The following is a 23,440-nucleotide window of genomic DNA, read 5'->3' on the forward strand; positions in this document are numbered from 1 at the left end:
AACCCGCCCCTTACCTTAGGGCGCAAAGCTCAATACAAGCGCCTGCAACCATTGCCAAGCCGTAACCGGAAGAGAGTGCCATGCCCTATCGCGCCCCCGTCACCGACTATCAATTCCTGTTCGACCATGTTGTCGACCTCGCCACCGTGACCGCAACCGAGCGATTTTCCGATGCTGACAAGGACGTGACAGACGCAATCCTGACCGAAGCTGGCCGTATGTGCGAAGAGGTGATGTACCCGCTGCAGCGGGTTGGTGACCTGACAGGCTCCGTGCTGGAAAACGGCGTTGTGCGCACGCCTAAGGGGTTTGCCGAAGCTTATGGCCAGATTGCCGAAGGCGGCTGGATCTCGACCAGTGCTGATCCTGAATTCGGCGGCATGGGCCTGCCGCATTCGATCACCACCGCTGTGAACGAGATGATGAGCGGTGCCTGCCTGTCGCTACAGTTGAACCCGCTGATGACCCAGGGCCAGATCGAAGCCTTGGAACATCACGCCAGCGATGAAATCAAGGCGACCTACCTGCCCAAACTCGTCACGGGTGAGTGGGCCGGAACCATGAACCTGACCGAGCCGCAGGCCGGATCAGACGTGGGTGCTCTGAATTCCAAGGCCGAACCGAATGGCGACGGGTCTTATGCGATCACCGGGCAGAAAATCTTTATCACCTGGGGTGACAACGACTTTACCGGCAACGTCTGCCATCTGGTGTTGGCACGTTTGCCCGATGGCGCGCCGGGCACCAAGGGCATCAGCCTGTTTATCGTGCCCCGCAACATCCCCGATGCAAGTGGCGAACCTGGTGTGGCCAACAGCCTCAAGGTTGTGAGCCTTGAACACAAACTGGGCATCCACGGTTCGCCAACGGCGGTCATGCAATATGATGGGGCCACCGGCTGGTTGATAGGAGAGCCGCATGACGGGATGCGCGCCATGTTCACCATGATGAACAACGCGCGCCTGGGCGTTGGGTGTCAGGGTATTGGCGTTGGCGAGGGCGCCTATCAGCATGCGCTGGCCTATGCGCTGGAACGCAAACAGGGCCGCACCCCGGTCGAGGGCGGCACCGGCACCATCGTGGACCATGCCGACGTTCGCCGGATGCTGGCGACGATGAGGGCAGACTTGTTTGCCGCGCGCGCGATTGCCATGGCCTGTGCGGTCGCAATCGATATGAGCACGGCAACCGGCGACGCCGAATGGAAAGCCCGCGCCGCCTTTTTGACGCCGATTGCCAAGGCTTTTGGCACCGACACAGGTATCGCCGTGGCGGAAATGGGCGTTCAGGTGCATGGCGGCATGGGCTTCATCGAAGAAACCGGCGCGGCACAATATGCCCGGGATGTGCGGATCACCTCGATCTACGAGGGGACCAACGGCATTCAGTCCATGGACCTGGTAGGCCGCAAGCTGATGGATGGGGGTGAAGCCGCCTATCGTTTGCTGGACGAGATCGAGGCTCACGCCGAAGAGGCGCGCGCCACTTTGCCCGAGCTGGCCGAACCTGTCTGGGAGGCCACCGAAACCCTGCGCGAGACAACTGAGTGGCTTGTCGCGCAAACGGACATGAACAACCGCTTCGCCGGATCGGTGCCGTTCCTCAAGGGTTTTGCCCGAATCCTGGGCGCGCACTACCACCTCAGGGCCGCCATGGGCGAAGAAGACAAAGGCCCCCGGACCAAGCTTGCGCGGTTCTACATCACCCGTATGCTTCCCGAACACTCGGGCCTCTTGTCGCAAGCCGTGCGCGGGGCCGAGGACCTGTATGCAATCAGCGTGGAAGATCTTGGCGCATGAGTGATGACCTGACGGGGATTCGATACCCTTGGGATGAGCCCCCGGCTCAGGGAGAAGCGATTGAAGTGGCCAAGGGTGTCCTCTGGATGCGACTGCCGCTGCCAATGCAATTGGACCATGTCAACGTCTATGCTCTGGACGATGGTGATGGCTGGACCATCATCGACACAGGGTTCTCGTCAAAGCGGGGCAAGAAGATCTGGCAGTCGCTGATGGACGGCCCCATGAAGGGCAAGCCCGTCACCCGCGTGATCGTCACGCACCACCACCCCGACCACGTGGGGCTCGCCGGGTGGTTCCAGACCGAGTTCGGAGCCGAACTGTGGACCACGCGCACGTCCTGGCTGATGGCGCGGATGTTGCAGCTGGATGAACAGGCCGTTCCGACCCAGGAAACGATGGCCTTTTACAAGGCCTGCGGCATGGACGAAGAGGTCTTTAACCAACGTGCCAGCGAACGGCCCTTCAACTTTTCCGACGTCGTTGACTCGATGCCGGTCGGTTACAAACGCATCAAGGAAGGTGATGTGATCCGAATCGGCGGGCGCGACTGGGACGTCCGCATCGGCAATGGTCATGCGCCGGAACACGCGACTTTCTGGAGTCGGGATGACAATCTTGTGATGTCTGGCGACCAGATTCTGCCTTCTATCAGCTCAAACATCGGGGTCTATGCCACCGAACCAGACGCCGATCCGGTGGGTGACTGGCTGGAAAGCTGCGAGCGGCTGGCCCAGTTCGGGCGCCCCGAGCATTTGGTTCTGGGCGGGCATAAACTGCCGTTTACAGGGCTCAAGATGCGTATGCGCCAGTTGGTTGAAAATCACCATGGCGCGCTGGACCGTTTGCTTGAGCATCTGGACGAACCCAGGACCGGAGGGGAATGCTTCCTGCCGATCTTCAAACGCCATATCGGCGGTTCGGCCTATGGGCTGGCCCTGGTCGAAGCGATTGCCCATCTCAATCATCTGTACCATGTTGGTAAGGTAACCCGCACCAAACGCGAGGACGGTGCGTGGCTCTGGCAACGTAAAGGGTAAGTCATCATGGGTGAAAAGATCGAAACCAGCGCAGAGGCCGCCGAGGCCGCTGCCCTGCCACGTCGCCACGAAGTGCACGCCGATCCGGATGTCGAGCCCTGTAAGGACATCCCGGACACCGTCGGGCAGAAACCGGTCGCGCAGAAAAGCCCGGCGGAATGGGCCTATGAACGGCTGATCCTCTACATCCAGAACTTTGAACAGCAACTCGACAACGAACACGAGATTGCCATGGGATATGCCGGTGGCGACACAGGCGTGATGCGGATCGAAGGCATGGGTTTTTTCGATCCGGACATGATCACCTTTTACGGATCGGACTCTATGGGGGTAAAAACCCAGTTGGTGCAGCATGTGAGCCAGCTTTCGGTGATGCTGCGGGCCCTTCCGAAACCCACCGAAGAGGCTCCGCCAACGCGCATCGGCTTTCGGCTGGCGGCCGATCTGGCAAAGACTGGTGAATAGCGGCTGGGCCTGCGCGCGATTGACGTGGTGACAGGCCTGCCCGAATCCGGTAATCAGCAACAAACACGACTTTAAGGAACACGCGACATGGCTGATCACAAACACGGTTCGATGAATACCGACGTTCAGGAAAAAACCTTTGCTGGCTTTGTAAAGGCCTCGACCTGGGTTGCAGGGGTCTCAATTGGCATCCTGATCTTCCTGGCGATCTTCAACAGCTGATCCCGGTCTCGAATTCGTGCTGGTGCGTTCCATGGGCTCCTTTTTCCGTATTGCCGCGGTCCTGCTGGCAGCCTTTGTGCTGGCGGGCTGCGAAGTCAGTAAAGAAACCAGAACAGCCGAAGAGATTCAGGCCGCCGCCTATGTGCATGGCGGCCAACCCTCGCTGACTCTCTACACCATGGTCAGCAACGACACCGGCGCGGGTGCCCATACCTCGCTTCTGATCAACGCATCCCAACGCGTGGTTTGGGATCCTGCGGGCAGCTTCCGTGCTGAAAGCATCGTCGCAAGCGGTGATGTGGTCTATGGCATGACGCCTCAGATGGTTGATCTCTACACCCGCTTCCATGCGCGCGAGACGTATCACGTCATCATTCAGGAACTGCCTGTCAGCGCCGAGATTGCCGAAATGGCCCTGCGCAAGGCGATGTCCAATGGGGCTGTCCCCCAGGCGACCTGTGCGCTCAGCACCTCGGCCATCCTGCGCAGCCTGCCGGGGTTCGAGGGTATCCCCTCGACCTACTATCCCAACAAGCTTTACGAGGCCTTCAGGGCGTACGGTCCGACCGAGCGGGAATTGTTCGAGTACGATGCCGACGACAAAACAAAAGTTCTGGCCGAGTACAACGAACAACTGGTGGCGCAACAGCGCGCTGCGCGTGCAGCAGCCAACTAGCGCCTAGCTCAACAGAAACAGGCCACCAAACAGGACTGCGGCCCCCGACAGGATCGCCAACAGAACGTTCTTGGTGACATATCCCACCCCAAACGTGGCCAAAGCCGCCGCAATACGTGCGGGATCAGGCTGACCACCTGTGGCGGCAGGCCATGCCACCAGCGGTGCCACCAACCCGGGCAGAATGGCCACCGCCGTATAGCGCAGATGTCGCAAGAGCCAGTCGGGCAGGGGACGGTCCCCCACCAGCCCAAGGAACAGGAAGCGCATGAAAAAGCTGCCGATTCCGAGGCCGAAAATGATGATCCAGAGGTTCGAGAGGTCGGTCATGGCGCAGCCCTCTTGGCCAGCACTGTCTCAGTTTGGGCACCGGCCATCATGCCCCCCAATCCGGCAATCATCAGCCCGAGATTATAGGGCACCCACGCAAAACACAGCGCCAGCGTCACAGACACGCCCGCGGCGACAACGTGCGCGCCCGTGCGTAACATCGGACCAATCATTGCCAGAAAGGTGATCGGCACGGCAAAATCCAGCGCCAGCCAGGGTGGAATGGCCTGCCCCACCAATGCCCCGACCAAGGTAAACAGGTACCAGTTCGGACAGACGGGTGACACCGTCCCCATGAAATAGGCAACCCTCTCCGGCAGAGTCATCTTGGGTTCGGTTTCGAACTTCAACACGCTCAGAGCATAGGACTGGTCCACCGTGAAATACGCCATGATGGCGCGCTGCCACGTCGGCGCCGCCCCAAGGAACGGCGTGAGCGAGGCCGAATACATCGCCATGCGCAGGTTCACCGCAAGGGACGAGGCCAGAACCACGATGGTCGGCGCGTTTTCGTTCATCAGCTGCAACGCCGTGAATTGCGCGGCCCCGGCGATCACCACGACGGACATGGACATGGTCTCGAACACCGACAAACCAGCCTCGGTTGCGATCACTCCGAACAACAGCGAAAAAGGGGCGACAACAAAGACAAAGGGTGTCGCGTCGCGAAATCCTCTCCAATAGGCGGATTTGATGCTGGAGGAAGCCATGGGCAGATCCTAGATTGGGTGCATACATCCGCCCTACCTGTCCATGATCGGAGATGCAATTGGAGACGAGACCCGAAAACGGCGACTACCTGATCGCACCGGACCCAGGGCGGGGGGGGCTGACCCGTGCGGTTACCGGAACGGACCATCTGGGCCAGCCCATGACGATTTCGGTGGTCGAAGAGCGCCCGCTGACGATTTTCCTGAACAGTCAAGAAATCGTCACGGCTATGACGATTGGAGATTACCCGGAATATCTGGCGCTGGGATTCCTGCGCAATCAGGGCATGTTGGTGGATGGCGATCAGGTCACGGGCGTGGCGTTCGACGAGGAACTGGAAACGGTTGTGGTGCGCACCGCTGTGGAAACCAGCCACGAGGAAAAGCTCAAGAAAAAGACCCGTACGTCCGGTTGTGCCGTGGGCACCGTTTTTGGAGACATGATGGAGGGGTTAGAGGATGTGACCCTGCCAGAGGGGCGCGTGCTGACGTCAGACCTCTACGCGCTGGCGCATCAGATCAACCGCACCCCGTCACTCTACCTCGAAGCAGGCGCCATCCACGGCACAGTGCTATGTCAGGGCAATCGCCCGCTGGTCTACATGGAGGACGTGGGCCGTCACAATGCGGTCGACAAGATTGCGGGCTGGATGTTCGACGAACAGGTCTCGGCCGCCGACAAGATCTTGTACACCACGGGCCGCCTGACCTCTGAAATGGTCATCAAGACCGCGCTGATGGGTATCCCGGTTCTGGCCTCGCGCTCGGGGTTTACCGCCTGGGGGGTCGAGATCGCCAAACAGGTCGGCCTCACCCTGATCGGCCGCATGCGCGGGCAGCGCTTTGTCTGCCTTGCCGGAGAAGAGCGGCTGCTGCGCGACGTCGACCCGGCCACTGTGCCCGAGGAAGACAAGAAACACCGCCGGAAATCAGGGGGCTGATCCCATGCTTCATCTTGCCCAAAATACTCCCGCCGGAGGCACAAAATCATGAAGCAACCCCTTGGCGTGATTCTCGCAGGTGGCCGCGCGACCCGCATGGGTGGTGGTGACAAGGGGCTGCTGGACCTCGATGGCAAATCAATTCTGTCACATGTGATGGACCGGCTTGCACCACAGGTGGCGGGGTTGGCGCTCAATGCCAACGGGGATACTACGCGGTTTGCCGAAACCGGGTTGCCGGTTCTGTCTGACAGCATTGCCGAGTTTCCCGGACCTTTGGCAGGCGTTCTTGCCGGGCTTGACTGGGCCGCGGAGCAGGGCGCGGAGACAATCGTCACTGCCGCCGCCGACACGCCATTCTTCCCAAGCGACTTGGTCTCGCGCCTCACGTCCAAGGCCGATGGCATGGCGCATCCGCTGGTGCTGGCGGCCAGTCGGGATCCGGACAGCGGCAAGCTGTGGCGCCAACCCACATTTGGCCTGTGGCCCGTCAGCTTGCGCGATGACCTTCGGGCCGCGCTACAGGACGGTCTGCGCAAGGTGGTGATGTGGACCGATCGCCATGATGGTCGGCTGGCCGAATTTCCTGTCACCGGGATCGATCCGTTTTTCAACGTAAATACCCCTGGGGACCTTGCGCAGGCCCGCGCGATGGCCAATCAATAGCCCATGCGAGTCTTTGGCATCACCGGCTGGAAAAACACCGGCAAAACCACCCTGACCGAGCGGCTGGTGAAAGAATTCACGCGCCGAGGGTTCACAGTATCAACCGTGAAGCATGCCCATCATGCGGTTGATGTGGACCAGCCCGGCACCGACAGTTTTCGTCATCGCGATGCCGGGGCGTCACAGGTGCTGTTGGCCTCGGCCAATCGCTGGGCCCTGATGCATGAGCTGCGCGGCGCGCCGGAACCTGATCTGGACGAGCTGCTGTCGCGCCTCGATCCGGTGGACATCGTTTTGGTCGAGGGCTTCAAACGGGCAGGGCACCCCAAGGTAGAGACCTACCGACAGGCTGCTGGGCAAGACCTCATCGCACCGGGCAATGCAACCATTCGCGCGATTGCCACGGACAGTCCGCTGGACGCGGATCGCCCGACGTTTGACCTGAACGACGTTGCCGGGATCGCGGACTTTATTCTGAAAGAGACAGCTTCGTGACGTTAAAGCCTCCCCCCCTGAAAGACGATTGTTTCGCCCTGCCTGCAGGCACTGACTGGACGCCAGTGGACGAGGCACTGGCAGTTCTGCGAGAGCGGCTGCGTCCGGTCACTGGGGTTGATACCGTTGCTCTGGGCGACGCTTTGGATCGTGTTCTGGCGAGGGACGTCAAAGCGGCGCGGTCCAATCCCCCATTGCCGAATTCGGCCGTGGATGGCTATGGGATGCGGCATGCGGATGTCGTGAACGGACCGCAAACCCTGCCGCTGGTTGAGGGCCGCTCGGCAGCAGGTCAGCCGTTTGAAGGGCTTCTGCCCCCCGGGTACGCCGTGCGCATTCTGACGGGCGCAACCCTGCCCCGGGACGTGGACACGGTGATCCTGCAAGAGGATGTCACCACGGATGGTGCCGAGATCGCCTTTCATGGGCCGTTGAAACATGGCGCGAACACGCGGAAAGCGGGCGAAGATGTAAAGGCGGGGCAGGTTGTGCTGCCAGCCGGTCGCCGTCTGACACCGGCTGATCTGGCGCTGTTGGCTGCCACCGGCGTGGCCCAGGTCGAGGTGCGCGAACCCCTGCGCGTGGCGGTGATTTCGACCGGGGATGAATTGGCCGAACCCGGACAAGATGCGCGGGCAGATCAGATATATGACGCCAACCGCCCGATGCTTTTGGGGCTGATAAAACGGCTGGGATTTGTGCCTGTGGACATGGGGCGTGCCCCGGACAACCGGCTGGAGCTCAAAGAGTTTCTGGATGCGGCGGCGGAGCGCGCGGATCTGATCCTGACGTCGGGCGGTGCGTCGGCGGGCGATGAGGACCACATGGCCGCGATCCTGACCGAAACCGGATCCATGACATTGTGGCGGATGGCGCTGAAGCCGGGGCGGCCTTTGGCGTTGGGGGTTTGGGACGGGACGCCGGTGTTTGGATTGCCGGGCAATCCGGTGGCGGCGATGGTGTGCACGCTGATCTTTGCCTGCCCCGCCATGGGGGCCATGGCCGGAGAAGGGTGGAAAGAGCCGCAGGCGCTGACCGTGCCCGCCGCCTTTGCCAAGTCCAAGAAACCGGGGCGGCGCGAATATCTCAGGGCGCGCCTAAGGCATGGAAAAGCCGAAGTTTTCCAGTCCGAAGGCTCTGGGCGGATCAGCGGGTTGAGCTGGGCTGAGGGGCTTGTAGAGTTGCCGGATGGGGCGATGGACGTGACCGAAGGAACGCTGGTGACCTACTACCCCTACAGCGCGTTCGGCCTTTGATGGGCAATCGTTAACGCGCCCCGCAATCTCCGGAAATGCCTGTCTGTATCGCGTCGGTATGACGTCGGTATCACGTCGGTATATGTTTGAAATCAGCGTGTTAAGGGTTTCGGGTAGGTCGGACAAATTTGTCCGACCTACGGCCACTCAATCAAAGATTCCGGCAACACGGCCAAGCAGCATAAAGGCGCGGGCGGTGCGGGTGTCGGACAGCGCGGCGATCTCGGCGTCCGAGGCGGTCTCTTCGAATTCAATAAAGGTCTTGTCAAAGCGGCGCAGGAAGTGATGCGCGGCGTCCCGGAAGATCGTATCCTGTTTCATCCGACCGGCAGCCAGCGCCAGCGAGGTGCGGTCGCGAATACCCCCCAGCTGTGCAACCTGACGGCCTCGCTCTCCGGCTGCAAAGTGGCGCCAGATTTCCGGGCGGGCCAGATCGGGGCGCAGGTCATCCATGTAGATGCCATCCTGACTGAGCAGGGTCAGCACGTCCTGTGCGGCCTGGATCAACTGCGAGGCTTGCCGATCCTTGAGCGCCTTGCGCAGGGCGGCAAAGCCGGCCTTGTCCTCGGCATTTTCCGGGAAGTTCAGGGCGCTGATAAAGACCTCGCGGTCCAGCGGAGGTGACAGGTCTTCGGCGGGAGTGCCAAGCGCCAAAAGCCCCTGATCCTCTTCGTCGACCTGTGCCACAACCGGTTCCGGCTGCTTGCGGATGCCTGAGCTGCGGTCCCGCGAGGTGGTAAAGGTGGCAAGCGCGGACTCGGTCTTGCGCTGGGCGGCGGCGATCTCGTCCAGCTTGCGGGCCACGGACGGTTCCGATCCGGTATTGGCGGACACAACCCCCTGCGCCTGAGCGACATAGGTGCGGCGCATGGCGTCGATGGCGGCCTGCAGACGGGCGCTTTCCTCGCGCATGATGCGACTGGACCGCGCTGCGGTGGCGGCAACCCAGATCATCGCCACCGGCATAAAGATGGCCAGCATGGTCATGATGAACCGCAGGGAATCGATCTCGCCTGTCGAGCCACCGAGCACGAGGAAAAACACCGCCGTTCCCCCGAGCCAGAGAACTGACAGGGCAATAGCAATCAGCTCGACCCCGGTTACCGTGGGGCGCGAGGGCTTCTCGTAAATCCCGAGCGGCGTCGGGCGGCTTTCCTTGTTGTCACTCATGGCTGGTCCTGTACCAATCCCGAGGGGTGCCTGTGGTCAGACAAACGCGATGCTCAACACTTCATAGCTTTTCTCACCGCCGGGTGTGCGCACCTCGACGCTGTCGCCTTCGTCCTTGCCGATCAGGGCGCGGGCGAGGGGAGATTTGATGTTCAAGAGACCCTTTTCAACGTTGGCCTCGTGTTCTCCAACGATCTGCCAGGTCTTTTCCTCGTCGGTGTCTTCGTCGACCAGCGTCACGGTGGCGCCGAACTTGATGGTGCCGGACATGGTGGTGGGGTCGATGACATCCGCCAGCGAAATCGCGCCTTCGAGCTCCTTGATGCGGCCCTCGATAAAGCCCTGCTTTTCGCGGGCCGAGTGGTATTCGGCGTTTTCCTTCAGATCGCCCAACTCACGGGCCGAGGCGATGGCCTCGATGATGGCGGGGCGCTCAACGGATTTGAGCTGCTTCAATTCTGCCTCCAGCGCGGTGTAACCCGCGCGGGTCATAGGGAGTTTATCCATGGGTTTGGTCCCGTGTTGTGTGGGTTACACCATCCGGCGTGGCCCAAGTTTTTTCCTTTGGTTGCTCTGAGACTGCCCTGAGCGTGCTTTCAAAAGCAAGGGACCAATCCTAATGCAAGCGCAAATATGCGATATCGCCGCAAAATATGGCGTTTTGCAGCATTTTGTCGTCGGGTTCCAATTGACGTTTTGTTGCAAGACGCGGTAGCACACGCGAAAGAATATTTCCGCCAGCCACCGGAAGGAAGGAAGCTCCAATGTCCGAGATTGAACGCGAAGCAATGGAATATGACGTGGTCATCGTTGGAGCAGGTCCTGCGGGCCTGTCAGCGGCGATCCGTCTGAAGCAACTGGACGCCGATCTGGACGTCGTTGTGCTGGAAAAAGGGTCCGAAGTCGGGGCCCATATCCTGTCGGGTGCGGTGCTGGACCCTTGTGGTCTGGACAAGCTGATCCCGGACTGGAAGGCCAAGGGAGCACCGCTGAACACGCCGGTCAAGGAAGACAACTTTTACATGCTGGGTGAAGCGGGCGAGGTGCGTATTCCGAACTTTCCCATGCCGCCGCTGATGAACAACCACGGCAATTATATCGTGTCGATGGCCAACGTCTGCCGTTGGATGGCCGAGCAGGCCGAGGAACTGGGCGTCGAGATTTTCCCCGGCATGGCCTGTTCCGAGCTGGTCTATGGTGACAACGGCGAAGTCAAAGGCGTGGTGGCCGGTGTCTTTGGTCTGGAACAAGACGGCTCTTATGGTGAGAACACCGAGCCGGGCATGGAACTGCACGGCAAGTATGTCTTTATCTCCGAGGGCGTGCGCGGCTCGCTGGCGAAAGAGATCATCGGCAAATACGACCTGCAAAAAGGCAAAGAGCCGCAGAAATTCGGCATTGGCATGAAAGAGATCTGGGAGATCGATCCCGCCAAGCACAACGAAGGCGAAGTCACCCACACCATGGGTTGGCCGCTGGGCTCGAATGCGGGGGGTGGATCGTTCATCTATCACCTGGAAAACAACCAGGTTTACGTCGGCTTCGTGGTGCACCTGAACTACAAGAACCCGCACCTGTTCCCCTACATGGAATTCCAGCGTCTGAAGCATCACCCCAAGATTGCCGAGCTGCTCGAAGGCGGTAAACGCGTGGCCTATGGCGCGCGGGCGATTTCCGAGGGCGGCTATCAGTCGATGTGCAAGATGGTGGCGCCGGGTGCTGCGCTCCTGGGGTGCTCGGTCGGCATGGTCAACGTGCCGCGCATCAAGGGCAACCACAACGCGATGCTCTCGGGCATGGCGGCGGCCGAGGCGGCGGTTGCCGCGATCAAGGATGGCCGTTCGGGTGACGAGCTGACCGATTACGAGACCGAAGTGCGCACCGGCGCCATCGGCAAGGACCTGAAAAAGGTGCGCAACGTCAAGCCGATCTGGTCCAAATGGGGCCTGACGGCGTCGCTGGCATTTGGTGGTCTGGACATGTGGACCAACACGCTGGGTTTCTCGCTGTTCGGCACGCTGGGCCATGGCAAGAACGATGCGGATGCGACCGAAGAGGCGTCAAAGCACAAGCCGATCGACTATCCGAAACCGGACGGCAAGCTGTCGTTCGACCGCCTGACTAACGTCAGCTTTGCGATGACCAACCACGAGGAAAGCCAGCCCTGCCACCTGCGCCTCAAGGACGACAGCATTCCGGTGGGCGTCAACCTGCCCAAATACGCCGAGCCCGCGCAACGCTATTGCCCGGCCGGCGTGTACGAGATCGTGGAAAAAGACGGTCAACCCGAGTTCGTGGTCAACTTCCAGAACTGCGTGCACTGCAAAACCTGCGACATCAAGGACCCCAGCCAGAACATCACCTGGGTCACCCCGCAGGGCGGCGACGGACCAAACTATCCCAACATGTGATCCGGTTCACGGTACAAGACACAGGGCTGCCTTCGGGCGGCCCCTTTTTGGTGAGAGTTTCACATCTCAAAGGTTAGACGAGGTGCCGTTACCTCGCCATCGCAGCGAATGTCTGCGTTGAGCCCAACCTGTACCTTGGTTATTCTCGCTGCGTGCGCTCGCAGAGCCACTTTCGCTGCATCGGCGAAACAGCTCATGCCGCTCGGCAAATTACAATGCGGCCATTCAGACCAAGCGCACCGTGGTTCCGGACTTCGGGAGAGTGTTATTTTCCTGACAGGGATTGCAGCTTTCGCGGACCAGCAATTCAGGAGGCAAAAGCAAAGTTTGAGGCTCAGTTTCCGGGTTCTGGATGCGCTCCATCAAAAGGTTTACGATAGACCGACCCATATTTCGGTCGTCCAGGCTAATGGTGCTTAGTGCGGGGCTCGTCAACTGAAGCTCTTCAACGTTTTCGGAGGCGATTAACGCAAAGTCCCGGCCTGGCAGGACGCCTGCTTTCTGCAACCCCGCCTTGAGACCCAGTGTTACTATCGCATTGTACCCAATTGCCGCCGTGGCAGCGACCGGGCTTTCGACAAGCTCAGGCGCGATGTCAAATCCGCTTTTTCTGACAGGGCGCATTTCGAAAACCAGTGACTCCTCGAACGGCAAACCCAACTCGTCGAGAGCCATTCGATGACCGGTCAACCTATCTCGAAAGGATGAAATGCTTTCCACTCCGCCGACGATTGCGATGCGCCTGTGCCCGAGGTTCACCAAATGACGTGTCGCCATGCGGCCGCCTTCTGCATCATCAAGCACTACTGCATCGATCGGGTAACCAGCCACCGTCCGCGTCGCGCAAACAATCGGCGGCGCGATCTCTTTGAATTGTTCGAGATGAACTGGTTCAGTGCCAATTGCGGGAACAAGTATTATTCCGTCAGCGTTGTACTCGGACATTTTGCGGATGAACTCGGCCTGACGATCGAGGCTTTCGTTTGTATTGCACAAGAACGCGGTTCGCCCTTCTTCGGCCAGCGCGCGTTCAATTTCTGCCAGCAATGTGCTGTAGAATGGATCGGAGACGTTGTTAAGGATGATACCAACGGTATCCGTCTTTGCCTTTCGAAGACCTGCCGCTGAGCGCTGGTAAACATAGCCGGATTCGCGCATTGCTTTGAGAACTTTGCTCCGAGTCGCGTCCGAGATGCGGCTGTTTTCCTTCATGGCGAGAGAGACAGTCGCCGTCGATACGCCCAGTTCTTTGGCAATCTGGCTTAAAGTCGGTTTTGGCATTTTCTTGTTTTTTCAGTTGTTTAAATGCAGGTTGGCTCGCAATCATAGTGAATGCTCCCTGAATGCTATCGCTAAAACCGCACAAGTTAAACGATTTAAATTGATGTTGAGTGGTTAATCGATTAACGTGAGGCTGCTCCTGAAGCTATGCGTGTGGACGCAATCAGGGGCGGACACACAACTGCTAACAGGGAGACATCATGAAACTCATTTCCTCGCTTGCCCAAACCGTCGCCGCCGGTACTGCTGCTGCGCTCATCGCTGGGAGCGCCATGGCGGAGGACATCACGCTAAAATTCGCGGGGGTTCATCCTGTGAACCACTACGCAAACACAATGTTGGAGCAAATCAAAACCGACATCGAAGCTGCTGATGTAGGCCTGACAGTCAAAGTATTCCCCGCTGGCCAACTCGGGTCGGGTGAAGAGCTTCTTGACGATGCCATGCGCGGAAACATCGACCTGGTACACGGTTTCATTTATCCGAACCGTGCCAAGGCTTTGGAAATCCTGTCCCTGCCGTTCCTTGCGTCGACACGGGCCGAAATCGATGCGGTGTATCGGGATTCCGACTCCGAATTCAACCAAATTCTCGACGAAACTTTTGATGGTTTGGGGCTGAACCTGATGGCCGTAGTCCCCGAAGGGTTCATTGGCATCGTCACAACGAAGAAGCCTGACAACCACGCAACGGCTGATGCCAAGAACATCAACATTCGTGTTTGGGGCTCGCAAATTGCAAAATCGCTGGTTGAGACCATCGGCTATAATGCGACAACTATGAACTGGGGCGAAGTGTTCGCCGCGCTGCAGTCCGGCGCGGTTGACGGCGCCATCTGCTGCACAGCAGAGCAGGCTTATACCGCATTTGCGCAAAGTGATGTAGGCGACTACTTCATTCCTTACAACGCGACCGTCGAAATGACAGCATATTATGCCAGTGGTGAAACCTGGAACAAGCTGAGTGACGAGCAGAGGATCGTGGTTCAATCCGCGTTCACCAAGGCGGCTAATGACTTCGCTGACCACGCTCTTTCGGTGGAAGACGAATTCCTCGAAAAACTGCAGGAGAGTGGTTATGAAATTCTCGACATTACCGACGAAGAGCGCGGTGCCTTGGCCGCAACAGTTCGCGAAACGGTTTGGCCGCAGGCGGCCGATATTGTTGGCGCGGACGTTCTGGATCGCCTGACCAATTAACGAATGGTGAAGGGCTGGGTTCCGAAAACGGAATCCAGCCTTTTGCGCCAGGAGGGAGGAAATGTATTGGACGAGGTTCTGGAAAACTTACCCAAAGGCTTGGCCGGCTTTGTCAAATTCGCGCTGAAGATCCAGGTCTTTCTGATCTCGATTTTCACACTGATTATGGGCGTCACATTTTTCTTTGTCGTGGTGTTTCGCTATGGCTTCAGAGCCGATTTGTTCGCCTACGAAGAGTGGCTGCTGATCATATGTTTCTGGCTCTACTTTTTAGGGAGCGCTGTCGGAACTTACGAGAAGGTTCATATCAATGCCGATCTCCTGACGCACATAATCGAAAACCCGAAGATCGCGTTTTATCGAACCCTGTTGGTTCACATCATTGAACTCGGCGTGACCCTGGTGCTCTTGTATTGGTCAGTCATGATGATCCTTGATGAGCTGAGCTTTTATCCCAACCTGCAGGCGACAAACGCGCTACGTATTCCGTTCATTCTGCCGCGTTTGGCGATGCCCGTCGGGTTTGCGTTCATGGCGTTTTACACGCTTTTACACATCTACGTGGAAATCAAAACGCGCCACATCGTGGATCCCCCTATTTCGGAAAAACCTCCGGAAATTCCCTGATCAACAAGATGTATTGCGTCGGAAAACAGCTTGAGGCAAACAAATGCTCATCCTACTTAGCCTAGTGGTGCTCTGCACCCTCCTGATTATCGGTGTTAGTGTTCCACTTGCGTTCGGGGGCGTCCTTATCCTGATCGGGGTGTTCGGGGGTCATGATACATTGGCGTTCATGCCCACTGGGCATTGGAAGGTAAACACCATTGTACTATTGGCGATCCCGCTTTTTATTCTAGCTGGGATTCTAATGGAGCGCGGGCGGATCGCCCAACCCCTCGTCGCGCTCGCTGAACTTCTGGTTGGGAACATCAAGGGCGGCTTGACGGCGGCGTCGGTGTTTGCCAGTGCCATCTTCGGTTCGATTTCGGGCAGTGCGGCGGCCACTTTAACCTGTATCGGTGGCATCATGATGCCGCATCTCCGCACCGCGAAGTACCCTGAAGGCATGTCTGCGGCGTTGCTGGTTGCTGCATGTCCGCTGGGGTTGTTGATCCCACCGAGCGCTACGATGATCCTGTATGCCTGGGTCACGCAGCAATCGGTTCTGCGCTGTTTTCTCTCGACAGTTATTCCCGGACTGATCTTGGTGCTGCTGCTGTGCATTGTGAATTTCTTCATGCTGCGCAAGAATAACGACCTCCTTTTGGTCGGCGATGTCGAAAGTTTCCCCAAAGAATTGATGGGCCGTTCTTTCAAGGCAATCCCGGCGCTGATGATGCCGGTCATCATTCTTGGAGGGATTTATGGCGGGATCATGACGCCAACCGAAGCTGCCGGTGTTGCGGTGGTTTACGCAATCCCGATCGGCTTCTGGGTGTATCGCGGTTTGACCTGGGAGTCATTCAAAGAGTCGCTTCGCACCTCGGCCGTGACCATCGGTGTGGTGATGGTGATGGCGACAATGGTGCTGATCGTGAGCCGGTTCCTGATCTTCGAAGACATTCCCGGGCTCGCCAAAGGCATCATCTTTTCAGTTTCCGACAATCCGATTGTTGTGTTGCTGATGGTGAATCTGGTTATGATTTTGATCGGAATGCTGATGGATGACGTGTCCGGTCTTCTGCTCTCGGCGCCTCTGTTGCTGCCCATCGTACAAAGCGTTGGAATGGACCCGGTTCATTTTGCCGCTGTGTTGGGCGTCAATCTGGGAATGGCAAATATCACGCCGCCCACTGCACCCCTGTTGTATCTGGGTGCGCGGGTCACACAGGTACCGGTCAACAAGATTCTCGGGCCCACGATGGTCTTCATCGTGTTGGCCTGGCTGCCGACGCTGGTGCTCACAACGTTTTTGCCGCAAACGGCAATGTGGCTGCCGAAATTGTTGCTGGGTTAACCAGAAAGGAAAAAGCCGGCGGGTTTAGCTCGCTGGCTTTCTAGAGGTTGATTGCATGCGTTGCGGTACTATTCGCGCATGCGTCATCGAGTGTCATACGTTCAAGCTGATAACCAGTGTAGCAACAACGCTCAGTCCGAGAGCTACGCCGATAAAATAGTTGACACATGATTTGATACTAGCAGTCATGTTGGGTTCCCTTCCTTTGGAGGTTAAGCAGACGACTCAAGTGTCATCGCTTAATCGAATAACTAACTTGAGGCGCCGGTAGCACTAGATCTTTTGCATTGTTGTCATGCAAACTACGCATGCCTGTGCCGTGTTTACAGTTTGTGTTTGACTGCTGTTAAGTTAATCGATTAACGTTCCTCTAAAACACCTAGCCTGAAGGCCGAATCGGGCCCCGCGAAAGGCAGAAGATGCGACCTGGCACCGAAAACTGTTCGTCAAGTGGGATGTCTTATCCCGGCAGAAAGAGAATGTGATGAAGTACTCGGGGTTCAGAGTCATCAGGGAGGCCTTGACCGGCCACAGAGGGTGGGGTCCGGCATGGCGTGATCCTGAGCCGAAAGACCAGTACGACATAATTGTCGTTGGAGGTGGTGGCCACGGTCTGGCCACGGCGCATTACCTGTCGAGCGTGTATAGGGAACTCAGTGTTGTGGTTCTTGAAAAGAGCTGGATCGGCTCGGGCAATGTCGGGCGTAACACAACACTTGTGCGCTCCAATTACATGTTGGCCGAGAACACGAAATTCTACGGCATGAGTCTGAAGCTCTGGGAAAATCTGGAGCAGGACCTGAACTATAACGCGATGGTGAGCCAGCGCGGTATTCTGGCTCTGCATCACGACGATGGGGGCAGGGATGCACAACTTCGTCTGGCAAATACCATGCGCATGGCCGGCGGCGATGGTGAGATGCTCGATGTCGATCAAATCCGTAAATTGTATCCCGGCCTTGATTTCAACAACCCGCTCTTTCCCATAACCGGCGGATTTATTCACCGTCGGGGTGGTACGGCACGTCACGATGCCGTGACCTGGGGATATGCCCGCGCAGCGGACAGGCGAGGCGTGGATATCATCCAGAACTGTGAAGTCACCGGATTTCGGATTGAAAACGGCAAGTGCATTGGTGTGGAAACAACGCGCGGCTTCATCGGCGGCAAAAAGACAGGCGTGGCCGTAGCTGGCCGATCCAGTCAGCTAATGGCGAAGGCTGGATTGCGTCTGCCGATTGAAAGCCATGTTCTGCAGGCTTTTGTGACCGAGGGTTTGAAGCCGCTCCTCCCCGGCGTTGTCACCTATGGCGCCGGTCATTTCTACATCAGCCAGTCAGACAAGGGCGGGTTGGTTTTCGGCGGCGACTTGGATGCTTACAACAGCTACGCGCAGCGCGGCAACATCGCGGTCTTGGATTCGGTTCTGGAGGGCGGGCTGTCGCTGCTTCCGATTATGTCGCGCGCGCGGCTGCTGCGCAGCTGGGGTGGAATAATGGACATGTCGATGGATGGTTCTCCGATTATCGACAAAACCCACATCGATGGGCTCTATTTCAATGGCGGATGGTGTTACGGCGGCTTCAAGGCCACCCCGGCTTCGGGCATGTGTTTTGCCCACCTTCTGAGCACAGACCAGCCCCATGAAAACGCTGCTGGTTTCCGACTTGACCGGTTTCGCCGCGGCTATGTGATCGACGAAAACGGGGTTGGTCCAACCCCAAATCTTCATTGAAAGAGGCTGGCGATGCTCATCAATCACCCTCTACTCGGTCCGCGCGATGCGCAGGAGTTCATCTATCTCGGTGACGCTCGCCTGATTGATCGGCCAGATTGGCAGGCCGCAGATGCTCAAGAACAGTTCTTTGAATACACGTATCTTCGCGACAATCCCGCTGGTGAGCACAAAGAGCTTTGGTTTCATGAATATGGCGACCGCTCCTGGCTGGTTGTGACCCGAAATACCGTGACCCATGAAATCACTCATGTTGAATTGGCCTCCGAGGCGGCCCGTGCGAGAGGGCGCAGCAAATGACACAGAAACTTCGCCTTGACGGCGGCAGACTCGATCGCACAAAAGCGTTGAATTTTACTTTCGACGGCCAGGCCTTTCAGGGATATGAGGGTGACACGCTGGCCTCGGCCTTGATGGCAAATGGCGTGCGCCTGATCGGTCGGTCGTTCAAATACCACCGTCCGCGCGGCGTATTCACTTCTGGTTCGGAAGAGCCGAATGCACTGGTCGAATTGCGCAGCGATGCACGGCAGGAACCCAATACACGCGCGACGGTAGCTGAACTTTTTGATGGGTTGGATGCAAGGTCACAAAACCGCGGGCCATCGCTTCGTTGGGATCCGCTGGCAATCAACGATCTATTCTCGAATTTTCTGACCGCTGGTTTCTACTACAAAACCTTCATGTGGCCGAAAAGTTTTTGGGAGAAGCTCTATGAACCTGCGATCCGTCGGGCTGCTGGCCTGGGTAGCCTGTCGATGCAGGATGATCCGGATGAATATGACAAAGGGTTCCTGCATTGCGATTTGCTGGTGATTGGTGCCGGCCCGGCGGGCCTGATGGCCGCGCAGATTGCTGGGCGGGCAGGGGCCAGAGTCATTGTTGCAGATGAAGATTTCCTTATGGGCGGTCGGCTTAATGCCGAGCGACAGGAGGTCGGTGGCATGGCTGGCCATGATTGGGCTGCATCGGTCGTTTCTGAACTGCATTCGATGGATAATGTGCGCGTCATGCCGAGAACCTCGATTATCGGGGCTTACGATCATGGCACCTATGGCGCAGTCGAGCGCGTGCAGGATCACATTCATACACCCGTCTCCGGTAAGCCTCGCCAGATTTTGTGGCGGATCTACTCGAAACGTGCGGTCCTTTGCGCTGGTGCCACTGAGCGCCCGATTGCCTTTCCCAATAACGACCGCCCCGGCATCTCCCTGGCGGCATCTCTGCGCGCGTATGCCAACCGCTGGGCGACGGCGCCCGCCAGCAGGGTGGCGGTGTTCACCAACAATGACGATGGGCACCGCACAGCAGCGGACCTGATGGCCAGAGGCGTCGACGTAGCGGCGGTCGTGGATGTGCGCCAGAAAGCTGCGAAATTGTCTGATGCGCGTTTGATTGCTGGCGCTCAAGTTATCGGCACAAAGGGTCGACAGGGATTGAAAAGCATCCGGGTGCGGCACAGTGACGGCCGGCTGGAAACTATATCTTGCGGTGCTTTGGGCGTTTCGGGTGGCTGGAACCCGAATGTGCACATGACTTGCCACCAGAATGGCCGCCCGGTTTGGGATGAGGACATTGCCGCTTTTGTGCCGGGCGCAGATCTGCCGCCCGGAATGTCGGTTGCTGGCGCGGCTAAGGGGTTGTTCACGACTACCGATGCCTTGCGCAACGGGGCTGAGGAAGCCAGTGCCATATTATCAGACCTGGGTTTTGCGTCCGGTGGTGCCACGGAACTGCCACAGGCCGATGACGCGGCCTATGAACATGAGCCGATCTATCACGTCACCCATGGCAAAGGTCGAGCCTGGCTCGACTTGCAGAATGATGTGACCGTCAAGGACGTGAAGCTCGCACATCAGGAAAATTTCCGGTCGGTCGAGCATCTCAAGCGCTACACTACACTTGGCATGGCGACGGACCAAGGCAAGACCTCGAATGTGGGTGCTTTGGCTGTGATGGCCGAGTTGACCGGAAAATCCATCCCGGAAACCGGCACCACTGTCTTCCGCCCTCCGTATACGCCGGTGACAGTGGGTGCTTTTGGTGGCCGGAGCGTGGGCGCGCACTATCGCCCGATCCGCAAGACGCCGAGCCACAAATGGGCCGAGGAGAATGGTGCCCCCCTTGTTCGTGCTGGCAATTGGCTTCGTGCCCGCTGGTTTCCAAAGTCAGGTGAAACCCACTGGCGTGAATCGGTTGACCGTGAGGTCATGCACGTACGTAGCAAAGTCGGCATTTGCGATGTGAGCACCCTTGGCAAGATCGATGTTCAGGGCGCGGATGCCGCAGCTTTCCTGAACAAGGTTTATGCAAATGGCTTTGCCAAACTTGCAGTTGGAAAGGTGCGCTATGGTCTGATGTTGCGGGAAGAAGGTATCCTTTATGATGACGGTACTGCCGCGCGTCTGGGCGAAGATCATTTCGTGATTACGACCACGACCGCAAACGCTGCGCTTGTTTTGCGCAACATGGAATTCGCGCGGCAATGTCTGTGGCCCGATATGGATGTGCAGCTCATCTCGACCACCGAGGCATGGGCCCAGTTTGCCGTGGCAGGCCCCAAGTCTCGCGAACTATTGCAACGTGTTGTGGATGAAAAATTCGACATCACTAACGAAACTTTCCCGTTTATGGCGTGCGGAGAATTATCTGTCTGCGATGGGCTTCGGGCCCGTCTCTTCCGGATCTCATTCTCTGGCGAACTGGCATATGAAATCGCGGTACCAGCCCGCTATGGCGCCGCAATGTGGCGCCGCATGCTTGAGCTCGGCAAGGATCTGGATGTGATCCCCTATGGGGTTGAAGCGCTGGATGTGATGCGGATTGAAAAGGGTCACCCCACGGGACGGGAACTCGATGGAACCACTACCGCCCTGAACATGGGAATGGAGCGGATGGTATCGCGCAAGAAAGACAGTATCGGCAGCGTGCTTGATCAACGCGAGGGTATGATCCGCACAGATGGCCTGCGCCTTGTTGGCTTGAAACCGGTAAATACGAGTGAAACGTTTACGGCCGGAACCAATCTGGTCAATGACGGTGCGGAAATTGTTATCAACAACGATCAGGGCCGTGTGACCTCGGCGTGTTTTTCGCCCAGTCTCGGCCATTGCATTGGCCTGGCGCTGTTGAAAAACGGCGATGCCCGGATGGGCGAGGTAGTACGCGTTGTCAGCCCGGCCCAAAACACCGACGTGAAAGTCGAAGTTACCACCACGCATTTCTTTGATCCGGATGGGGGGCGTCTTCGTGCATGACCTTCATACAATCACTCCGTTGGGGGCCTTGGTACCACGGGTGGACCAGCTTAACGGAATCATCATCCGCGAAGTGTCAGATCGGGCACTTGCCTCACTGGCGCTACGTTGGGGCAAAGAGGCCGAAGGCCGGAATGCGGCCGAAAGGTTTCTCGGGTTGGAGTTGCCCGCACCTGGCGGGCATGCCGCCTCGGATTCTTTTTCCGCCAGTTGGATCGGCCCCAATCAATGGCTGATCGGCGCTGACATCACCGGGCATGAGCTTATGCCCTATCGTCTTAGGGATGCGCTTGCGGGCCGAGCTTCGGTGACCGAACAAACCGATGGTTGGTGCCGGTTCGACCTTGAGGGGACGTTCTGCCTCCAGGTCTTCGAACGTCTCTGCCGAATTGACATTGCAAGGATGGCCGTTGGTTCGGCTGAGCGTACCCTTCTGGATCATCTCAATTGCCTGGTGATCTGCCTCGAACAGGGACGCCGATATGCGGTTATGGGTCCGCGCTCGACGGCGGAAGCATTGCACTACGCCCTACTGACAGCCGCTGGCTCTGTGAACTGAACCACCAAAGGGATGCAACACAGCTGCCTCATCACTTGTACTTGGAGCGAACTTACATGATTTCGAAACGACAGCAGCAAATCAAATTCTCGGCGACCGATGGTGTCAACAAAAGGGTCGGAGCGCTTGTAGCCGCAGGTAAGAACATCATCAATCTGGGCGTCGGTGAACCGTATTTCGGTACGCCCGACCATGTGATTGAGGCGGCAAAAACGGCAATGTCTTCCGGTCAGACCCGCTACACAACTGTGAGCGGAATACATTCCTTACGCGCAGCTATCGCTGACAAATTCCAGCGGGATAACCAGCTTAATGCCACAGCTGAAAATGTTATGACATCGGCTGGAGCCAAACAGTCGATTTTCAATGTGTTGGCGGTCTCACTGGAAGAAGGTGACGAAGTCATCATTCCAGCACCTTACTGGGTGTCGTATCCAGATATGGTACTGCTGGCGCGAGGCGTGCCCAAAGTCGTAAGCAGCAATTGGCCATCCGGAAAGGCGTTGAGCGGAGACGACCTGGAAACAGCGATTACCATGCGCACCAAATGGTTGATTTTGAACTCCCCAAACAACCCAACTGGAAAAATCTACACTGCCGATGAGTTGCTTGAATTGGCCGATGTGTTGCGCCGCCATCCGCAGGTGATGGTGATCAGCGATGATATCTACGAATACATCCGGTTTGACGGGAATACCTTCGCGACTCTGGCGCAAGTTGCTCCGGATCTGGCCGACCGCGTGGTCACGATAAACGGGGTTTCCAAGGCCTATGGGATGACGGGTTGGCGCATTGGCTATGCAACCGGTCCGGCTGAGCTGATTGATGCCATGGGTGTTTACCAGTCCCAGGCTGCCAGCTGCCCCTGTAGCGTGAGCCAGGTTGCAGCCGAAGCCGCAATCTCTGGACCCCAGGAATTCCGGGCTGCACAACTGGAATATTATGAAGAGCTACGCGATATCATCGTTGAAGCTGTGGCAGATATGCCGGGTGTTTCTGCTCCGTGTCCGGACGGATCGTTTTACATCTACGTAGACGTATCGGGTTTGATGGGAGGAACCCATCAGCCCAGTGGTCGGCAAGCAAAATCTGATCTTGAGTTGGCAGATTTGTTGATCGAAGAGGCGGGCGTGGCGGCAACACCGGGCGAAGCTTTCGGCGCATCTCCTGCACTTCGGCTGTGCTTTGCAGTCCAGCGGGATGACCTCGTTGAGGCCATTGTGCGGATGAAAGACTGTTTTGGGGCCATCAGGCAAAGCGGCTGACAA

The 23,440-nt window shown here is 57.9% G+C and carries 23 protein-coding genes; 18 read left to right on the forward strand and 5 right to left on the reverse strand.

Features of this window, described 5'->3' with window-relative positions; all coding sequences use genetic code 11:
- Positions 1-80: 80 nt before the first annotated feature.
- The 5 genes from EK369_RS09165 to EK369_RS09185 all read left to right on the forward strand — a co-directional run bounded on the left by EK369_RS09165 (position 81) and on the right by EK369_RS09185 (position 4,202).
- Positions 81-1,799, forward strand: coding sequence for an acyl-CoA dehydrogenase (locus tag EK369_RS09165; RefSeq protein ID WP_127113748.1), 1,719 nt, complete (start codon positions 81-83; stop codon positions 1,797-1,799).
- Positions 1,796-2,839 carry an MBL fold metallo-hydrolase gene (locus EK369_RS09170; RefSeq protein WP_127113750.1) on the forward strand — a complete coding sequence of 348 codons (1,044 nt, stop codon included), beginning with the start codon at positions 1,796-1,798 and terminating at the stop codon, positions 2,837-2,839. The genes EK369_RS09165 and EK369_RS09170 overlap by 4 nt, the downstream gene beginning before the upstream one ends.
- A 6-nt stretch (positions 2,840-2,845) precedes the next feature.
- The gene (locus EK369_RS09175) at positions 2,846-3,304 is read left to right on the forward strand and encodes a DUF6173 family protein (protein ID WP_127113752.1); all 459 of its coding nucleotides are present in this window, start codon (positions 2,846-2,848) and stop codon (positions 3,302-3,304) included.
- A gap of 87 nt (positions 3,305-3,391) precedes the next feature.
- Positions 3,392-3,526 carry an aa3-type cytochrome c oxidase subunit IV gene (locus EK369_RS09180; RefSeq protein WP_127113754.1) on the forward strand — a complete coding sequence of 45 codons (135 nt, stop codon included), beginning with the start codon at positions 3,392-3,394 and terminating at the stop codon, positions 3,524-3,526.
- Positions 3,527-3,557: 31 nt separating this feature from the next.
- On the forward strand, positions 3,558-4,202 hold the full coding sequence (locus EK369_RS09185; protein WP_235871378.1) for a hypothetical protein: 645 nt from the start codon (positions 3,558-3,560) through the stop codon (positions 4,200-4,202).
- 3 nt (positions 4,203-4,205) lie between these two features.
- Here the strand turns inward: EK369_RS09185 and EK369_RS09190 are convergent, their stop codons facing one another.
- Positions 4,206-4,532, reverse strand: a complete 327-nt coding sequence (locus EK369_RS09190) for an AzlD domain-containing protein (RefSeq protein ID WP_127113756.1) — start codon at positions 4,530-4,532, stop codon at positions 4,206-4,208.
- Positions 4,529-5,242, reverse strand: coding sequence for an AzlC family ABC transporter permease (locus EK369_RS09195; protein ID WP_127113758.1), 714 nt, complete (start codon positions 5,240-5,242; stop codon positions 4,529-4,531). Before EK369_RS09195 ends, EK369_RS09190 begins: the two co-directional genes overlap by 4 nt.
- A gap of 53 nt (positions 5,243-5,295) precedes the next feature.
- Between EK369_RS09195 and EK369_RS09200 the strand changes: the two genes are divergently transcribed.
- From EK369_RS09200 to EK369_RS09215, 4 genes are read left to right on the forward strand one after another with little or no spacing between them, the layout of a single operon-like run.
- The gene (locus EK369_RS09200) at positions 5,296-6,183 is read left to right on the forward strand and encodes a formate dehydrogenase accessory sulfurtransferase FdhD (RefSeq protein ID WP_127113760.1); all 888 of its coding nucleotides are present in this window, start codon (positions 5,296-5,298) and stop codon (positions 6,181-6,183) included.
- A gap of 48 nt (positions 6,184-6,231) precedes the next feature.
- On the forward strand, positions 6,232-6,849 hold the full coding sequence (gene mobA / locus EK369_RS09205) for a molybdenum cofactor guanylyltransferase MobA (RefSeq protein ID WP_127113762.1): 618 nt from the start codon (positions 6,232-6,234) through the stop codon (positions 6,847-6,849).
- A gap of 3 nt (positions 6,850-6,852) precedes the next feature.
- Positions 6,853-7,344: a molybdopterin-guanine dinucleotide biosynthesis protein B gene (gene mobB, locus EK369_RS09210; protein WP_127113764.1), complete on the forward strand. Its 492-nt coding sequence runs from the start codon at positions 6,853-6,855 to the stop codon at positions 7,342-7,344.
- Positions 7,341-8,600 (forward strand): molybdenum cofactor synthesis domain-containing protein, encoded by a 1,260-nt coding sequence (locus EK369_RS09215; RefSeq protein WP_127113766.1) that lies wholly within the window; start codon positions 7,341-7,343, stop codon positions 8,598-8,600. Before mobB ends, EK369_RS09215 begins: the two co-directional genes overlap by 4 nt.
- Before the next feature lie 147 nt (positions 8,601-8,747).
- On the opposite strand, the gene EK369_RS09220 is transcribed toward EK369_RS09215, so the two are convergent.
- Positions 8,748-9,770 (reverse strand): hypothetical protein, encoded by a 1,023-nt coding sequence (locus tag EK369_RS09220; RefSeq protein ID WP_127113768.1) that lies wholly within the window; start codon positions 9,768-9,770, stop codon positions 8,748-8,750.
- Positions 9,771-9,806: 36 nt separating this feature from the next.
- A complete protein-coding gene (gene greA / locus EK369_RS09225) occupies positions 9,807-10,277 on the reverse strand; it encodes a transcription elongation factor GreA (RefSeq protein WP_127113770.1) in 471 nt (156 codons plus the stop codon).
- Positions 10,278-10,534: 257 nt separating this feature from the next.
- Between greA and EK369_RS09230 the strand changes: the two genes are divergently transcribed.
- Positions 10,535-12,181, forward strand: a complete 1,647-nt coding sequence (locus tag EK369_RS09230; protein ID WP_127113772.1) for an electron transfer flavoprotein-ubiquinone oxidoreductase — start codon at positions 10,535-10,537, stop codon at positions 12,179-12,181.
- A gap of 225 nt (positions 12,182-12,406) precedes the next feature.
- Here the strand turns inward: EK369_RS09230 and EK369_RS09235 are convergent, their stop codons facing one another.
- The gene (locus EK369_RS09235; RefSeq protein ID WP_127113774.1) at positions 12,407-13,462 is read right to left on the reverse strand and encodes a LacI family DNA-binding transcriptional regulator; all 1,056 of its coding nucleotides are present in this window, start codon (positions 13,460-13,462) and stop codon (positions 12,407-12,409) included.
- A 200-nt stretch (positions 13,463-13,662) separates the two neighbouring features.
- Here EK369_RS09235 and dctP point away from each other — a divergent pair, with 200 nt between their 5' ends.
- From dctP to EK369_RS09275, 8 genes are all read left to right on the forward strand, one after another.
- On the forward strand, positions 13,663-14,661 hold the full coding sequence (gene dctP / locus EK369_RS09240) for a TRAP transporter substrate-binding protein DctP (RefSeq protein WP_127113776.1): 999 nt from the start codon (positions 13,663-13,665) through the stop codon (positions 14,659-14,661).
- Positions 14,662-14,727: 66 nt separating this feature from the next.
- Positions 14,728-15,288 carry a TRAP transporter small permease gene (locus tag EK369_RS09245; RefSeq protein ID WP_127113778.1) on the forward strand — a complete coding sequence of 187 codons (561 nt, stop codon included), beginning with the start codon at positions 14,728-14,730 and terminating at the stop codon, positions 15,286-15,288.
- Positions 15,289-15,331: 43 nt separating this feature from the next.
- Complete coding sequence (locus EK369_RS09250; RefSeq protein ID WP_127113780.1) at positions 15,332-16,621, forward strand: TRAP transporter large permease; 1,290 nt, start codon at positions 15,332-15,334, stop codon at positions 16,619-16,621.
- A gap of 484 nt (positions 16,622-17,105) precedes the next feature.
- Positions 17,106-18,356 (forward strand): sarcosine oxidase subunit beta family protein, encoded by a 1,251-nt coding sequence (locus EK369_RS09255; protein ID WP_127113782.1) that lies wholly within the window; start codon positions 17,106-17,108, stop codon positions 18,354-18,356.
- Between the two features lie 12 nt (positions 18,357-18,368).
- Positions 18,369-18,656, forward strand: coding sequence for a sarcosine oxidase subunit delta (locus EK369_RS09260; protein ID WP_127113784.1), 288 nt, complete (start codon positions 18,369-18,371; stop codon positions 18,654-18,656).
- The gene (locus EK369_RS09265; RefSeq protein WP_127113785.1) at positions 18,653-21,613 is read left to right on the forward strand and encodes a sarcosine oxidase subunit alpha family protein; all 2,961 of its coding nucleotides are present in this window, start codon (positions 18,653-18,655) and stop codon (positions 21,611-21,613) included. The genes EK369_RS09260 and EK369_RS09265 overlap by 4 nt, the downstream gene beginning before the upstream one ends.
- The gene (locus EK369_RS09270) at positions 21,606-22,172 is read left to right on the forward strand and encodes a sarcosine oxidase subunit gamma (protein WP_164726950.1); all 567 of its coding nucleotides are present in this window, start codon (positions 21,606-21,608) and stop codon (positions 22,170-22,172) included. Before EK369_RS09265 ends, EK369_RS09270 begins: the two co-directional genes overlap by 8 nt.
- A gap of 56 nt (positions 22,173-22,228) precedes the next feature.
- Positions 22,229-23,437 (forward strand): pyridoxal phosphate-dependent aminotransferase, encoded by a 1,209-nt coding sequence (locus tag EK369_RS09275; protein ID WP_127113789.1) that lies wholly within the window; start codon positions 22,229-22,231, stop codon positions 23,435-23,437.
- Positions 23,438-23,440 lie beyond the last annotated feature (3 nt).

The sequence above is a fragment of the Shimia sediminis genome, assembly GCF_003990645.1.
In the GTDB taxonomy this organism is placed as follows: domain Bacteria; phylum Pseudomonadota; class Alphaproteobacteria; order Rhodobacterales; family Rhodobacteraceae; genus Shimia; species Shimia sediminis.